Below are 14596 nucleotides of genomic sequence, written 5' to 3'. Positions count from 1 at the left end.
GGCTCGGAGATGTGTATAAGAGACAGGCCGCACCACGCGCTTCAAGAACCTGACTGCAACCGCGACCGGCGACGTGCGTACCGTCGTGTCCTACGAGAATGCCAACACGCCCAACTCGCCGGAATTCTCACCGCTGAATTTCTACCGGCGGCTGTTCGGCCCGGATTTCCAGGATCCGAATGCGCCCACCTTCTCGCCGAGCCCACTCATCATGGCGCGCAAGAGCGCGCTGTCGGCAGTCTCTGATCAGATCAAGGGACTGGAGCGCAGGGTCGGTGCCGAGGATCGGCAGCGGCTCGATCAGTACTTCACGGGCCTGCGTCATCTCGAGCAGCAGTTCGACCATCAGTTGACCAAGCCTGAGCCGCGCGCGGCCTGTGTGGTCCCCAAGGCGCCGAAGGAAGATCCGAAGCTCGGCAACGAGGCGGGCCTGGTCGCCGAGCGCCACAAGATAATGACCGATCTGCTGGTCATGGCCGTCGCCTGCGACCAGACCCGAGTATTCAACATGGCCTACTCGAACGCCCAGGCCAACACGACCAAGCCCGGCTACGAGAAGCCGCACCACACGACGACGCACGAAGAGCCGACGGATCATCAACTGGGCTATCAGCCCAATGCATCGTGGTTCCTGCGCCGCTCGATGGAATCGTGGGCGTATTTTGTCGAAGCCTTCAATAGCGTGAAGGAGGGCGACGGCACGCTGCTCGACAATTGCCTCATCATGGCCAACACCGACGTGGCCAATGCGCGCATCCATTCGCTCGAAGAGATGCCGGCGTTCACCGCGGGCAAGGCCGGCGGCAGGGTCAAGACCGGGCTACACATCGATTGCAAGGGTGCGCAAGGAACCCAGCTCGGCTTTACCACAATGAAGGTCATGGGCCTGGACATTCCCTCGTGGGGAACCAAGAGCAACCAGACCAGCAAAGTCATCAGCGAGATGCTGGTCTGATCCGCGCTTGCGGATCGGAGCAGTTGTCGCGCTGTATGAAAGGGGGATTGATGCGAGAAATTGTAGGCCTGATGGGCGTGCTGGCGGCGGCGTTCGTAATGTTGCCGGCGGAAGCGAAGAACAAGCAGTTGTTAGAAGACTACGTGCGCGAGCCGATGCCGCGCGGCTTCAAGGTGATCGTGGCCGATTTCGAAGGGCCGGTTTACACCGACGCGAACGGCAAGACGCTCTACAGCTGGCCGATCACCAATTTGCGTAACGGCGATGCGGGCGAGCAGAAGGGCAAGCCCACCTGCGACAATCACAAGTACACCGAGAACGCGGGCTTGATGAGTCCGTATCCGGGTGGATTGGAACTGCCGGAAGTCGAGACCCGACCCAGCTGCACCGATGTCTGGCCGCCGGTACTGGCCAAGGCCAACGCGGAGCCGGTCGGCAAGTGGACGATCATCGATCGTAAAGACGGCACTAAACAGTGGGCATACGATGGTTATGCGCTGTACACCTCGGTCCTCGACCGCGGGCCAGGCGACGTCTTCGGCGGCAGTGAGATGCGAGGTACTTCAGAGGGCGGTGCGCAGCGCAAGCCAGTGGGACCGCCGCCAAATGTTCCGCCGCAGTTCGCCGTGCGCACGGTCGCGACCGGTCATCTTCTAACCATCGGTGCCACCGGGCGCTCGGTCTACTATTCGGACCACGATGCACCGGGCAAGTCCAACTGCGATTCCAAGTGCCTGCGCGATTGGGCGCCCGTGCTTGCGCCCGAGACCGTTCGTCCTCAGGGCGACTGGTCCATCATCGAGAGCTCGCCCGGCGTGAAGCAGTGGGCTTTCCGCAAGATGCCCGTCTATACGCGCACGCTGGATGCCCGCAACAGCAGCCTCGAAGGTAGCGATGTGCCTGGCTGGCACAACGTCTACACCCAGATGGCGCCGCCCGCGCCTCCGGGCTTCACCGTCAATGACATGCACTCCGGTCAGGTGCTCGGTGACGCGAAGGGCATGACGATCTACATCTACAATTGCAACGACGATGCCATCGACCAGCTGGCCTGCAATCATCCCGAGACGCCCCAGGCGTATCGGTTTGCCGTCTGTGGTCGTGGCGATCCCGAGCTGTGCGTGAAAAATTTCCCGTACGTGATCGCGCCGAAAGGGGCGAAGAGCAACAGTCACATCTGGAGCACGATGCACATCGATCCGATGACCGGCAAGAAGGCGACTGCCAACGCGCCGGGTGCGCTGCATGTGTGGGCTTATCGCGATCGGCCAGTCTATAACTGCGTGCGTGACAAAAAGCCTGGGGACATCGAGTGCGATACCTGGGGCGAGTTCAATGGTGCGCGCAACGGCTACAAGGCATTCTGGCTGCGCGATGACTTTGGCGGCAATGCTGGCGGCTCGCGCTGACCTTCGAGAAAAAGGGGGACGTTTCTATGCAGTCTTATCGATCGATGAAACCCGCCTTGGCAGGCCTGCTGGGCTGCGCGCTCGGCGTAGCGACTGCGCAGGCTGCCGATAGTCCGTTACGCGGCAAGACGATCGGCTATGTTTTGACCGCCAAGAACGTAGCGATCTGGCAGTCGGCGGACGGCAAGGTGGAGTGTCCGGAAGGTATCAACGACGGCCCGCGCGAGCAGTTCAAGACGCTCTATCCCGCCGACGCCGGCGTCAAATACAAGTTCGCCGAGTCGCAGCTGGAGCGCGAGGGGCAGATCTGGAACCCGACCCTCGATCCCGAGCCCAAGCTGCACTTCAAGGAAGCCCAGGGCACGACTGCGATCGGGCTGAACCTGGATGGCAAAGTCGGTCCCAACGATTTCACCAGCCCCGACGGCGAGAAGGGTATCGACAATCAGATGTACCGGGTGCTCGGCTGCGTCGACAACTATCGGGGTCCCGATGGGTCCTACCGGCACTTCATCCAGGACTACATGCGGAAGTTCAATTACAACCGCTTCCTGGTGGAGCTCACCAACGTCGACGACCTCACCAATGACGACGACGTCACCGTCACCCTCTATCGCGGCAAGGATCCGCTGATGGTGGATACGCTCGGCGACTACACTCCTGGCAGCACGCATCGGATCGACTTCCGCTGGGGCAAGAGCTTCATCTATCAACTGAAAGGTAAGATCCAGGACGGGGTCCTGACGACCCAGCCTGGCGATGTCACCTTCCCCGAGTCACAGGCTCGCGGGGTGCCTTATCTGTCGGTGCGCGATTGGCGCGTGAAGCTCAAGCTGACGCCGGAAAGTGCGGAAGGTCTGATGGCGGGGTACACCGACATCGAGCGTTACTACAATTCGCTCGGCCAGAACTGGTCGACCCACCATCGCAGCTACGGTGCGGAGCCGATGACTTCCGAGTATCGCGCCATGTACAAGCACGCCGACGCCTATCCGGACCCGCAGACCGGTAGGAACACGGCGATATCCATGGCCTGGGAGATCAAGTTCGTGCAAGCCTTCATCCTGCATGAGGAGCGCGGCGAGCAGGCCATCTCCAGTGTGCAGGGCTCGAGCGCGCGCAGCGAAGCCGTTGGCGAATAGCTGATCGCACGATCAAGTGAAAAGACCTTGGAAGAGGAAGAAATTTCCTCTTTTGAGGCCTCCCATTGACCAAAATTTCCTCGCCTTCAGGCGACGGATCGGTCGGCTGGTAGCATTTGGTACAAGAAGGCATGGTGTACGCTTGAGAAGCGGTACGAGCCACTCAAGCCGTGTAAAGCGGCGTTGTTTTCGGAGGGGAATGTTTTGAATAGATCCACCGCGCTGCCGAGGCTCGCCTGGGCAGGAATTGCGTTCGTCGGGACCTTGTTGCCCATCAGCGGTTTCGCCGACGATCAGGACGTGAGGGACTATCGCTCCCATGTCATGAAGACGTTGGGCGAGCAGTTCGCCGCTCTCAATCAGATCACCAAAGGCAAGGCACCTGCTGCGGATATCGCCACTCAGGCGGAAGTGCTCAGTATCACCGCCAGCGTGGCCAAGGTCGCCTTCACTCCCAAGGTCCTGGGAGGCGAGTCCAAGCCCGAGGTTTGGGACAAGTGGGACGATTTCTCCAAGCGCCTGGATGACATGGTTGCCGCAGCGGCCGATGTGGCCAAGGCCGCCAAGCAAGGTGGCGTGCCGGCGGTGACGCCGAAACTGAGCAGTCTGTCCTGCAAGGGCTGCCACGATGTTTACCGGGTAGCGAAGAAATGAGGCCAGTAGCAATGATCCGTGCAAGCAAAGCAGTCGCTCTGGGCGTGATGATGTTGCTGCCCATGGTCGGCCATACCGATGACAAGGATGTGGTGGACTACCGCCAGCACATCATGAAGTCTTTGGAGCATCAGACCGCCGTCCTCGGACAGATTCTCTCCGGTGCCGGACCCGCCGAGAACACGCTGGCTCATATGGAGACCCTGGCGTTGACGGCTTCCATCGCCCTGAAGTCGTTCGAAGCCAAGGTGCCGGGCGGTGCGTCCAAGCCCGAAGTCTGGAAAGACTGGGCGGACTTTTCCAAGCGCATGAAGGACTTTGCAGAGAAGTCTGCGGAAATGGCCAAAGTCGGCCGCGAGCAGGGCGTCGATCAGGCGGCGATGCTGGTGATCGAAGCGTTGCCCTGCAAGGGTTGTCACGATGTCTATCGTGACGAGAAGAAGATCTGACGCTGTTGTCCCAATAGCGGCGCGAGGGGTTTGAGATGTCAACCAAAATGACACGGCGTGGATTGTTTCAAGTGACTTTGGCTGGAGCCGTGGCGTCGGTCGCCGGCGTGGCTCGGGCCGAAGGCGAACAAGCCTGCCTCGATGGCAAGATGAATGAGGGTCTGGCGGCGGCGTTGAACTTCACGGAACAATCGCCCAAGCCCGATCAGAAGTGTGGGGGTTGTGGCTTGTACGATGGTGGCGATGCTGCCTGCGGCCATTGCCAGATCTTCAGCTGCAATGTCCCATCCACGGGGCATTGCGAGTCGTGGTCTCCCAAAGGCTAATACAGCGAAGATTCATCAGCCCCCATCATGCGATGTTTGCGTAAGCCGCCGTACTGGCTGTCGGGAGTACTGGGTGTAGCGGTTCTCACGGCGCTGTTTGCCGGGCGGGCACCGGGCGCTGAAGAGACGAAGGATCCGGCCACGGCCCCACCAGCGGCGGCTGCTGCAAGCAACGATACTGATGCGCTGGTTGAGCGTGGACGCTATGTGGCACTGGCGGGAAATTGCGCCAGTTGCCACACGCGTCCAGGTGGCGCTCCCTACGCGGGTGGTGTGAAGTTTGAAAGCCCGGTAGGCACTCTCTACTCCTCCAATATCACTTCCAGCGTCGCAGCCGGCATTGGCAAGTGGACGGCGGAGGACCTGCGGCGCGCTCTGCACGAGGGCGTTGCAGCTGACGGATATCGACTGTTTCCTGCGTTTCCGTATACCTCGTTCACGCAGATGACCGACGAGGATGTGGCTGCGCTATATGCTTATATGCGCACTGTGGCGGCCGATGACTATCGCCCGCCAGCCAACGATTTCGTGTTCAAGCTGCGTTGGGGCATGGTCGTCTGGAATGCGCTTTTCTTCGAACCTGCTCGCTTCAAGCCGGATCCGCAACAGACTCCGGAATGGAATCGAGGAGCCTATCTGGTGGATGCGCTGGGTCATTGCGGGGCGTGTCATACCCCTCGCAATCGCTTCATGGCGGAGATGCGTGACAAGGCTTATCAGGGCGGTACCCTGCGCGAGTACGTCACTGCTGACAAAGTGCGTGATTGGGCTGCGGTGAATCTGACGTCATCGGCTGACGGTCTCAAGACATGGTCGGTGGATGATCTGACCAAGTACTTGCATACAGGCTTCAGTCTACGCGGCGGCGCCTGGGGGCCGATGAATGAGGTGGTGGCCAACAGCACTTCCAAGCTGACGCTGGAAGATGCTCGTGCCATGGCAACCTATATCAAGAGTCTGCCTCCGAAGAGTTTGCCGGAAGGCGCGGAGGCGATCACACCAGTGACCCCAGAACAGGCCGCGCTGGGACAGACCATTTATCACGATCGCTGCGAAAAGTGTCACGGCGCTTCTGGGCGTGGCGGCATGTTCTCTGGACCGCCGCTGGCAGGCAGCGCCATCGTGCAGTCTGCCGATCCCGATTCGCTCATCAATGCCGTTCTATACGGTGCTACGCCCGCCGAAGGCATAAAACTCGGTGCATGGGAAACCATGAAACCGTATGCGGATGTCTTGAGCGACACCGATATTGCCAACGTCGCGAACTATGTGCGCGGCTCGTGGGGCAACACGGCTCCCCCTGTAGACGCTGCTCGGGTGGCCAAGCAGCGTTGAGACTGATCCACGTCGGCGGCTGTGAGAAACGGGCGTCGATGTAGGAATCATCAGTACTATCCACCGGCTCGATGGCATGGAGCTGCGCACGCAGCTCCATATCTCACTGTGTCCGCGCCAGCGAGCATCTGCTCTGCACGTTCTGCGATCTGCGCTTCAACATCGTTTCGATGTTGTTTCCGTGACTGCATCGAGCCGCTGAATCATATCGTCGCTTGCGCATAGGCTGCTTTCCGCCGATCGAGAGTCTGCGAATCGGCAAGATTCAGCCGATCGTCCTGCGCATTCCCCCGCCCACAACGTGTGAGTATTCAAACTATTCTCAGCGTCCCGACGTCGGCGCCGGGCCTGCAAGTGCGTGGCATGGGGATTGCAACCTCGTTGGCCGGGAGACTGAAGGCTCAAGGTCAGCCTTAGTTTGCAGGCTCAATAAACAACTAATGATGTGCGCGCAGGCCGCACCGACCGTGCAGTCGCGCCGAACTAACGAGGGGAACTCTGATGATTCTATCCAGTATGGCTCGTCGCCGCGCGAAGGTTCTGGCGCTGTCGACGGTTGGTGCCACTGCACTTGCAACCGTTGCTGTCACCAACACGTACGCGCAAGACGCCGAGTCCACGACGCTCGATCAGGTCGTCGTCACCGGTTCGCGAATTGTCCGTGACGGCTACGAAGCGCCGACACCCGTCTCGGTGCTGGGCGCAGAAGAACTCACAGCGTTGAACGTGGTGAACGTCGCCGATGCAGTGAACGTCCTGCCGGCTTTCTCGGGCTCGGCCAGCCCGCGTTCGGCAAACGGCAACCTCTCGACCGGCGCTACCGGCGTGAGCCAGCTCAACTTGCGCAGCATGGGTACGAACCGCACGCTGGTCCTGCTCGACGGCAAGCGCTATATCAACGCGGCGCTCACCTCGGGCAACAGCGCTCCGGACATCAATTCCTTCCCAAACGCGCTGATCGAGCGCGTCGACGTCGTGACCGGCGGTGCCTCGGCGGCTTACGGCTCGGACGCTTTGTCGGGCGTCGTCAACTTCGTGCTCAACCGCAACTTCACCGGTCTGAAGGGTCAGGTCCAAACCGGCATGACCAAGTACGAGGACGACAAGAGCATCAGTGCTCAGTTGAGCTTCGGCACCAAGTTCGCGGACGGCCGCGGCCATCTTCTTTTGTCGGGCGAGTACACGCATAGCGACGGCATCGACGGTACCAACGATCGTCCGTGGGCCAGATTGCCTGCAGCCGTCATCAACAATCCAGCTTACGCTGAGGGTAATGGTCAGCCGCGGTACATCGTCAGTCGCAATGTGGGTCTGGTCGCCGGTACGCCGGGCGGCATCATCACGAGCGGGGTCAACAGAGGAACCTATTTCGGGCCGGGGGGCGAGATTCTTACTGGCTACAACTTCGGCACCAATGTCGGCAACAACTTTCAACAGGGCGGTGATTGGGAGTACTCGCGCATCGAAAACGGCATCGACATTGCGGGCAGTGTCGATCGCAAGATCGCCTTTCTGCGCTCCAGCTTCGATCTGAGCGACAACGTCAGTGCGTACGTCGAAGGGCAGTATTCGGATACCAGCACGGTGAATATCGCCAATCCGAACCGCCGCCTGGGCAACAACACGATCCGTATCGATAACGCCTTCCTGCCGCAATCGCTGCGTGATGCGATGACGGCGGCCAACCAGACGTCGTTCGTGATGGGTACGACCAACGCCGATATGGGGCGATTGAAAGGCGATTACAGCCGTACGCTGTCTCGCGTAGCCGCCGGCCTCGATGGCGGATTCGGCGCCTTTGGCACGGAGTGGAAATGGGACGCCTATGTCCAACATAGCGAAATCGACCTCAAGCCACGGACCGCCCACAACGGCATCACGCCGAACTACCTGAGGGCGATCGATTCCGTCATGGTCAACGGCGTTCCCACCTGCCGCGTGAACACCGACGCAGATCCGTCCAATAACGATCCATCCTGCGTGCCGTACAACCCGTTCGGTATCGGTGTGAACAGCCAGGCAGCGCTCGACTACGTCATGGGCGTTTCCATCCGTGATGAAACGCTCGAGCAGCAGGTCGCTGCGGCCAACGTCAGTGGCGAACCGTTCAATTCGTGGGCCGGTCCGGTGTCGCTCGCGGTCGGTCTCGAACATCGTATCGAGAAAGTATCGGGCTGGGCTTCCGAGCGCGACGAGGCGACCCAATTCTTCGCCGGCAACTACAAAGCCAGCCACGGCAAATTCAACGTCACCGAAGGCTACGTTGAAACTCTCGTGCCGCTGGCTCGCGATATGACAATGGCGCAAGAGCTCGACTTGAACGCTGCCGTGCGTGCGACCGATTACTCGACCTCCGGCTACGTCACGACCTGGAAGGGCGGTTTGACCTGGCGGCCGATCGAAGATCTGCGCTTCCGCTTCACGCGCTCACGCGACATTCGTGCGCCAAACCTTGGCGAGCTGTTCACGGCTGGCCAAACGGGTTCGGGTCAGGTGTTGACGAATCCAAATCCCGGCGGCGTGACCAATCCAAACGGCTACTCGCTCACCCGGGGCAACCCGAATCTCAAGCCCGAAGAGGCCGACACAACGGGTTTCGGCGTGGTGATGGCGCCACGATTCCTGCCAGGCTTCCAGATGTCGGTCGACTATTACAGCATCGACGTCACAGGGTCGGTGCAAGCGCCGAACGCGCAAAAGGTGATCGAACTGTGTGACCGCGGCAATGCGACGCTGTGCAACTCGATCATCTATGACACCACCAACCCCAATATGATCTTCATGGTGGTCACGCAGCCGCAAAACCTGATCGGGCAAAAGGCCAGCGGCATCGATCTGGAAGCCAGCTACCGCTTCCCGATGTCCGGCCTGATCGGCTCCTTGAGCGGTGACCTGGTGATCCGCGCCATGGCCAGCCGCGTGTTGACGCTCGAGACCACAGATCTCGATGGCAGGCGTTTCGATGGCGCCGGCGTCGTCGGCAATTGGGGCGGCAGCATTCCGCCTTACCAGGGTCTGACTTCGCCGGATCTGCGCGGCTTCCTGTCGATCGGGTACAAAGGCGATGCGCTCACGCTGACCACGATCGTTCGCTACACCGGTCCGGGTGTGTACGCCAACGGCTTCATCGAGTGCACCAGCAACTGCCCGGTGTCGACGGCCGAGCGTCCGACCATCGCGGACAATGACATCGCCGGCATGACGACGATCGATCTGTCGGGCGCCTATAAGTTCGACAGCTTCGAGCTGTTCGGGACGATCGAAAATCTGACCAACACGCAGCCGCCGACGATTGGCGGTAGTCTCAGCTCGTCGCACTGGTCGGGTCAGGGCAACGCCGATTACGACCGAGTCGGCCGTCAGTACCGCATGGGTGTACGGTTCAAGTTCTAACCCAGCTTGGCGCCGTCATGGGCCAGAAGGCGAAGCCGGATATTCCGGCTTCGCTTTTTTCCTGGCTCACGGTGCAGTTTCATACTCGATATCAGGGAGCAAAGATGCGTCATCTCATTGTGACAAGCGTTGCGCTTACGTTATTTGCAGCTGCCTCACTGGCTGCGCAGCCAGCCCACGCCGCCGGCTCCAGCTCCAAGGTCGTCGAGTTCGAGTTGATGACCTGGCCCGAGGTCAAGGACGCGCTCGCGGCAGGCAAGACCACGGCCCTCATCTACACCGGTGGTGTCGAGCAACGGGGACCGCAGAATGTCAACGGCGGCCATAACATCATGGGGCGGGCGATTGTCAGAGAGATTGCGTTGCGCCTGGGAAACGCGATCGCCATGCCGGTGCTGCCGCTCACTCCAAACAACGCCAGCGCGGAGCTTCCAGGGACCATTGGCCTGACCAACGAGCTGTTAGAAAAAGTTCTGGAGCGAATGGTCGAACAGTCGATCACCACCGGATTCAAGAACGTGGTGGTGATGGGTGACCATGGCGGCGGTCAGGGCGAGGGCGACAAAAACGTCTATCGCAAGGTCGCGAGCGAGATGAATGCCAAGTACAGCGCGTCGGGCGTCCATGTCTTTTACTGCGATCAGGTGTACGAGCCTGCGAACCATGCGATGGAAGACAAGCTGGCTGCTCAAGGCTATCCCAGAGCCAGGCACGGTGGCATCCACGACACTTCCATCATGATGTACCTGGATCGCGATGGCGCGTATGTACGCAAGTCATTGCTGCCGACGGCGGTGGGTATTCCGGTCGGCGCCGATGGCAAACCGCAGCCTGCTGCGGACTCGCCGAAGAACGGTATCGTTGGCGATGCCCGGCGTGCCAGTGCTGCGATTGGCAAACAGGCCTTCGAAATGAAGGTCGACTTTGCCGTCAAACAAATTCAAACCTTCATTCCGCCAAAAAGCTGACTGAACTTCCATGAAAAAGACTCATAGCGTTTGGGGCGTCTCTCTGGTCGCCCTGTGCATCGCCGCTGCCGGCCCGGCTGCGGCCCAGGAAAAGGGCGGGCTGGATCTCACCGGTCCGTATGACGTGGTGGTCGGCTGGTTCAAGCCAGGCATCGAAGGCTGGAATCAGCGCGTCGTGTCCGTGAACGCCGAAGACCCGAACCGCGTCTTCATCGGCGCCGTCGACCGCAACGACACCCGCGAAGGTCATCCGATGCTGACCGCCGACGGCAAGGTGATGAAGGAAAAGACCACCGTTGTCCGCGACAACAACAACTTCGACAAGGGCGACGTCAACAACATCATGGTGCTCAATGCCAACGGCGAGGTCATTGAGAACTGGTCGCAGTGGAACAGCGAAATATCGATCGCACACCACATCATCATCGACCCGTACGACCCCGCGCACGCCGTGTGGGTGGTCGATCGTTTCAATCATCGCATCCTGAAGTTCAGCAATGACGGCAAGCAGTTGCTGCTCAAGGTCGGTGAGAAGGGCGTGCCGGGGAATGACGAAACTCACTTCCACGATCCCGCCAGCCTTGCCTTCCTGCCGGATGGCTCGTTCTATGTCGCGGACGGTTACACCAACTCGCGCGTCGTGAAGTTCGACAAGAACGGCAAGTACCTGACGTCGTGGGGCTCAAGAGGCTCGGCTCCGGGTCAGTTCAGCCTGGTCCACTCCGTGGCTGTCGACGCCAACCGCGTCTATGTGGCCGACCGCAACAACGATCGCATCCAGATCTTCGACCACAACGGCAAGTTCCTCGACCAGTGGCCGGGCACCGCGCGGGTGACCCGCGTCATCACGACGGAAGACAAACGCGTGTGTGTGTCCGCGACTCAATATGGCCGCTATGCCTGCTATGACCTCAACGGCAAACTGGTGTCCCAGTGGGGCACACTGGGTAGCGCGGCGGGTGTCAGCGACAACGCGCACCAGATCGACGTCGATAACGAAGGCAACTTCTATGTCGCCGACGCCAACAACAACCGCGTGCAGAAGTTCGTGCCGAAGAAGAACGCCAACAAGGCGCAGCTCATTGGCAAGGAGCTCGTGCTGAAGAAGTAGTCGCGGCCGCGATTCCAAGCATGGCAGGCGGAGGCAGACATTGGTTCGCCTCCGCTTTCCTTTTGGGAAACCGACAACGCGATTTATTTGGGCTCAGGCTTGGCGCTCTGATGCTTCCGTTCCGACTTTGCCTTCGCCTTGTCCTGGGTAACCTCGGCCGGGGTGCGCATGGCGGGGCTGGAGTGATGGACGTAATCGGCACTGCTTTGGGCATCTTTGGTGGCCGGCTGCGCTTCCGGATTGGCGGTTTGCGCATCGATTTTGGCAGCGACCTTCTCACACTCTTTCTTGGTGGCGCCCGTTGCGTCGGCGCAATCGCGTTTCACGGATGCTTTGGGCGTGGCAGGTGGAGTGGCGGTCTTGTCGTCAGCCAGTGAAGCCTGGCAATACAGCGCGAGTAGCCCCATGCAAAGGGTAGGGCAAAAAGTGCCGAATCGCATACACGCCTCCGCAAGCAGTTGCCGTTCTGCCAGAACTAACGACCGGGTGCGAATTCAGTTCCAGCCGACCAGCCCGGTATATGACGCAAACAAACGATTCCCCGGCCGCCGATTGGGACAGTCATGATCGAGCGAGCTAGACTATCTTTGCAGCGAGGTCCGGATCATCGTCAGCACCGAACGACGGAGGTTGAAAATGCGTAGGCTTTGCGTGTCGCTCAGTGCGGCGTTGGTGCTTTTGACTCAATCGGGAGCGGCGATGGAGCCTTCCGACCCCAGTCTGTCCTATCCCGGGGCCGTTGCTTTGTCACAGGGCTCCAATGGCGCCTGGGGTTATAAATCTTTCCCGCAACTGCTGCCGCTGTACATTTTCAAGGGCGAGCCCGCCGGCCGCTCGCTGTGCGATCGAGATTGCACGGCGGTGTGGCCCATCATTCGCGCGGAGAAGAACGATAAACCCGTGGGGTTCTGGACCATCGTGAAGCGCGACGATGGCCGCCTGCAGTGGGCCTACAAGAACAGTCCGGTCTACACCTATTTCGAGGACCGTCCCAACGATGCAAAAGGGGCCGGGAAGAACATGGATTGGTATCTGGACGAGAGCGGGTATGCCTATCTCGCCAGAGCAGGGGTCGAATTGTCACCTCCGCCCATCGATGCGAAAGCCGTGAAAGCCAAGAAACTTCAGGCAACGGCAGAACTGCTGCAGCCGTAGCGATGGAGCGCTTGCAACGTTTGGATCATTCGCTCAGGCGAGGCTAGGCTTCTAACTGACTTGACCACGGCCGTTCTTTGCGGCGTCATCAGCGTGTCGACGCGGTAGATTGCACTCCACCGATTCTCGAGAGGCAGGAGCCTGGCTCTGTCCGGAGAAGTCCTATGAGAACGCTGTACTCCTATCCGGATCTGTTCGGCGTCGCCGACAACAATCCGTTCGGGCTCAAGGTGTATGCGTTCCTGCGCCTGCACAACGTCGAGTTTGAGCATCGGCACATCCTGGATACACGCTCGGCGCCGCGCGGACAGCTGCCCTACCTGGTAGATGGCACGGTCACGATCGGCGATAGCGACGCGATCATCGCCTACCTCGACGAGCGTTGCGGTTTGAATGCCGATGCGACGTTGGATTCACAGCAGCGCAACCTCGACCTGCTGGTGAGGCGAACACTGGATGATTTGTATTGGCAGATGAGCTATTCGCGTTGGCGCGATGAGCGCTACTGGCCCGCTTTCAAGGCAGCATTACTCGAGACACATCCCGACATCACAGCGGCAAGCCTGGAGGGCGCGCGCGAATACAACCGTCTTCGCTATCACTATCAGGGAATCGGCCGTTATGAGCCCGATCAGGTCTACGCGCGGGGCATGGACAATCTGCGTGTGGTTGCCGACTTGCTGGGCGAGCAGCCGTTCTTCTTCGGCGCACAGCCGGAGAAAATCGACGCCGCGTTATACGGGTTCATCGCCAACATCTACTTTTATGAGATCGACACACCGCTGAAACGCTACGTGTTGTCGCGGCCTGGACTGGTGAGACACTGTCTTGCCATTCATGAGCGGGTGAGGTGAGACGTGGATGCTTCCTTCAGCAACCATCGGCAGAAGGCATCGACAGCCGGATTGGTGCCGGCGTCACTGCGGCGAACGATCCAGAAAGCGTAAGCGTTAGGTAAGGAAAATTCGAATGGCTTGGCGAGACGACCGCGCTGAAGGTCCTCCTCGACCAGCGGAGCGACGCCGAGTGCGACACCATGCCCGGCGACAGCAGCTTCCTGCGCCAGGTAGATGCTCGCAAAGACCGGGCCTCGGTTCGCATCTACCTGCGTCGCGCCAGAGGCCTGCAACCATGCAGGCCAGTTCGGCACGCCAGTTCGCGCGATCGCACTTTCGTCATGCAGGAGCGTGTGCTGCATCAGGTCGTTGGGTTCGGCCAGCGGCCGGCGTGCGTCGCTCATTAGTGAAGGCGCGCAGACCGGAAATACCGGCGCATCCATGAGTCGCTCAGCCAAGACGTCCGTGTAGCCACCGGGCCCGTAGCGGATGCTGACATCGATGCGGTTGCGGACGAAATCGGTGAGCTCGTTGCCGGTCTCGATGCGTAACTTGACGTCGCGGCAGTCTTGGTGAAACCGATGCAGTCTGGGCGCGAGCCATTTGGCGGCGAAGGATTCCATGGTGCTGATGCGCAGATCGGCTGCGATCGGCGCTGTCGCCTTTTTTCCAATGCCAGATCGAGCTGCCCAAACAACTCGCGCAGCGACGCAGCCAGCCGCCTTTCGCCTTCGGCGGTCAGTTCGACCGAGCGGAAGGCACGACGAAACAGCTGCACCCCGAGATAGGCCTCGAGACGTTTCACCTGTTGGCTGACTGCCGCCGGAGTGACGAACCTGTCTCTTATACACATCTGACGCTGC

13 protein-coding genes and 2 pseudogenes are annotated in these 14596 nt (G+C 60.2%); 12 read left to right on the top strand and 3 right to left on the bottom strand.

Annotated features, from left to right (window positions below):
• Positions 1 to 37: 37 nt before the first annotated feature.
• The 10 genes and pseudogenes from D0550_RS27345 to D0550_RS27300 all read left to right on the top strand — a co-directional run.
• Positions 38 to 955: pseudogene (locus D0550_RS27345) on the top strand (DUF1552 domain-containing protein); the annotation flags it as partial.
• A 50-nt stretch (positions 956 to 1005) separates the two neighbouring features.
• On the top strand, positions 1006 to 2364 hold the full coding sequence (locus D0550_RS27340; protein ID WP_241520942.1) for a COG4315 family predicted lipoprotein: 1359 nt from the start codon (positions 1006 to 1008) through the stop codon (positions 2362 to 2364).
• A 44-nt stretch (positions 2365 to 2408) separates the two neighbouring features.
• Positions 2409 to 3506, top strand: coding sequence for a hypothetical protein (locus D0550_RS27335; protein ID WP_161966085.1), 1098 nt, complete (start codon positions 2409 to 2411; stop codon positions 3504 to 3506).
• Between the two features lie 204 nt (positions 3507 to 3710).
• On the top strand, positions 3711 to 4160 hold the full coding sequence (locus D0550_RS27330; protein ID WP_153067373.1) for a c-type cytochrome: 450 nt from the start codon (positions 3711 to 3713) through the stop codon (positions 4158 to 4160).
• 11 nt (positions 4161 to 4171) lie between these two features.
• Entirely contained in the window at positions 4172 to 4609 is a 438-nt protein-coding gene (locus tag D0550_RS27325; protein ID WP_161966084.1) for a c-type cytochrome, read from the top strand.
• A 35-nt stretch (positions 4610 to 4644) separates the two neighbouring features.
• Positions 4645 to 4935 carry a high-potential iron-sulfur protein gene (locus tag D0550_RS27320; RefSeq protein ID WP_116812374.1) on the top strand — a complete coding sequence of 97 codons (291 nt, stop codon included), beginning with the start codon at positions 4645 to 4647 and terminating at the stop codon, positions 4933 to 4935.
• A gap of 27 nt (positions 4936 to 4962) precedes the next feature.
• Positions 4963 to 6270, top strand: coding sequence for a cytochrome c (locus tag D0550_RS27315; protein WP_116812373.1), 1308 nt, complete (start codon positions 4963 to 4965; stop codon positions 6268 to 6270).
• A gap of 501 nt (positions 6271 to 6771) precedes the next feature.
• Positions 6772 to 9663 carry a TonB-dependent receptor domain-containing protein gene (locus D0550_RS27310; RefSeq protein WP_116812372.1) on the top strand — a complete coding sequence of 964 codons (2892 nt, stop codon included), beginning with the start codon at positions 6772 to 6774 and terminating at the stop codon, positions 9661 to 9663.
• Positions 9664 to 9767: 104 nt separating this feature from the next.
• The gene (locus tag D0550_RS27305) at positions 9768 to 10631 is read left to right on the top strand and encodes a creatininase family protein (RefSeq protein ID WP_161966083.1); all 864 of its coding nucleotides are present in this window, start codon (positions 9768 to 9770) and stop codon (positions 10629 to 10631) included.
• Positions 10632 to 10641: 10 nt separating this feature from the next.
• On the top strand, positions 10642 to 11742 hold the full coding sequence (locus D0550_RS27300) for a peptidyl-alpha-hydroxyglycine alpha-amidating lyase family protein (protein WP_116812370.1): 1101 nt from the start codon (positions 10642 to 10644) through the stop codon (positions 11740 to 11742).
• 83 nt (positions 11743 to 11825) lie between these two features.
• Here D0550_RS27300 and D0550_RS27295 read toward each other — a convergent pair whose 3' ends face one another.
• A complete protein-coding gene (locus tag D0550_RS27295) occupies positions 11826 to 12182 on the bottom strand; it encodes a hypothetical protein (RefSeq protein WP_153067372.1) in 357 nt (118 codons plus the stop codon).
• A 259-nt stretch (positions 12183 to 12441) separates the two neighbouring features.
• Between D0550_RS27295 and D0550_RS27290 the strand changes: the two genes are divergently transcribed.
• Both D0550_RS27290 and D0550_RS27285 read left to right on the top strand, forming a co-directional pair.
• On the top strand, positions 12442 to 12897 hold the full coding sequence (locus D0550_RS27290) for a COG4315 family predicted lipoprotein (RefSeq protein WP_161966082.1): 456 nt from the start codon (positions 12442 to 12444) through the stop codon (positions 12895 to 12897).
• A 164-nt stretch (positions 12898 to 13061) separates the two neighbouring features.
• Positions 13062 to 13751: a glutathione S-transferase C-terminal domain-containing protein gene (locus D0550_RS27285; RefSeq protein WP_116812367.1), complete on the top strand. Its 690-nt coding sequence runs from the start codon at positions 13062 to 13064 to the stop codon at positions 13749 to 13751.
• Here the strand turns inward: D0550_RS27285 and D0550_RS27280 are convergent.
• Positions 13733 to 14365 (bottom strand): LysR substrate-binding domain-containing protein, encoded by a 633-nt coding sequence (locus tag D0550_RS27280; protein ID WP_414717349.1) that lies wholly within the window; start codon positions 14363 to 14365, stop codon positions 13733 to 13735. The genes D0550_RS27285 and D0550_RS27280 overlap by 19 nt on opposite strands.
• Positions 14366 to 14469: 104 nt before the next feature.
• Positions 14470 to 14586, bottom strand: a pseudogene (locus D0550_RS37230) (LysR family transcriptional regulator); the annotation flags it as partial.
• Between the last annotated feature and the right edge of the window lie 10 nt (positions 14587 to 14596).

This window comes from Steroidobacter cummioxidans (genome assembly GCF_003104955.1).
Note: the sequence above shows the minus strand (reverse complement) of the source record. Positions and strands in the feature narration are given on the sequence as shown.

Coding starts and splice junctions, on each gene's coding strand:
- D0550_RS27340 (WP_241520942.1), top strand. CDS start 1,006: ATGCGAGAAATTGTAGGCCTGATGGGCGTGCTGGCGGCGGCGTTCGTA.
- D0550_RS27335 (WP_161966085.1), top strand. CDS start 2,409: ATGAAACCCGCCTTGGCAGGCCTGCTGGGCTGCGCGCTCGGCGTAGCG.
- D0550_RS27325 (WP_161966084.1), top strand. CDS start 4,172: ATGATCCGTGCAAGCAAAGCAGTCGCTCTGGGCGTGATGATGTTGCTG.
- D0550_RS27320 (WP_116812374.1), top strand. CDS start 4,645: ATGTCAACCAAAATGACACGGCGTGGATTGTTTCAAGTGACTTTGGCT.
- D0550_RS27315 (WP_116812373.1), top strand. CDS start 4,963: ATGCGATGTTTGCGTAAGCCGCCGTACTGGCTGTCGGGAGTACTGGGT.
- D0550_RS27310 (WP_116812372.1), top strand. CDS start 6,772: ATGATTCTATCCAGTATGGCTCGTCGCCGCGCGAAGGTTCTGGCGCTG.
- D0550_RS27305 (WP_161966083.1), top strand. CDS start 9,768: ATGCGTCATCTCATTGTGACAAGCGTTGCGCTTACGTTATTTGCAGCT.
- D0550_RS27300 (WP_116812370.1), top strand. CDS start 10,642: ATGAAAAAGACTCATAGCGTTTGGGGCGTCTCTCTGGTCGCCCTGTGC.
- D0550_RS27295 (WP_153067372.1), bottom strand. CDS start 12,182: ATGCGATTCGGCACTTTTTGCCCTACCCTTTGCATGGGGCTACTCGCG.
- D0550_RS27290 (WP_161966082.1), top strand. CDS start 12,442: ATGGAGCCTTCCGACCCCAGTCTGTCCTATCCCGGGGCCGTTGCTTTG.
- D0550_RS27285 (WP_116812367.1), top strand. CDS start 13,062: ATGAGAACGCTGTACTCCTATCCGGATCTGTTCGGCGTCGCCGACAAC.